The sequence below is a fragment of the Brevibacterium sp. SIMBA_078 genome (assembly GCF_046534565.1).
Taxonomy (GTDB): domain Bacteria; phylum Actinomycetota; class Actinomycetes; order Actinomycetales; family Brevibacteriaceae; genus Brevibacterium.
Window position 1 is genome coordinate 1 of record NZ_JAWRYQ010000523.1, and the last position, 241, is coordinate 241.

General features: G+C 35.7%; 1 protein-coding gene. It reads left to right on the forward strand.

The genetic code is table 11. The annotated features are described in order from the left end of the window. Nucleotides 1–241, forward strand: a 241-nt coding sequence (locus SB749_RS20655; RefSeq protein WP_410711963.1) for a hypothetical protein, incomplete at both ends; no start/stop codon positions are given.

The window sequence follows — 241 nt, forward strand, 5'->3', positions numbered from 1 at the left end:
GCAAGGGTGTTACGACTATTAATAATATTGCACAAATTGACTATAGTATTGAGTCAACTCAACAAAGTGGTACATCAAATCAAGTTAGTTTTAAATCTCTTTCTCTACCACTATACGATGTTAGTCTTACACAGCCCTCACTACAGACCATCTCGCGTGGTAAAACTGTTGAATGGGTAAATATTTTATCTAATAATGGTACGTATGACGAAACCATCGCTTTGAGTTATGACTACTCAAG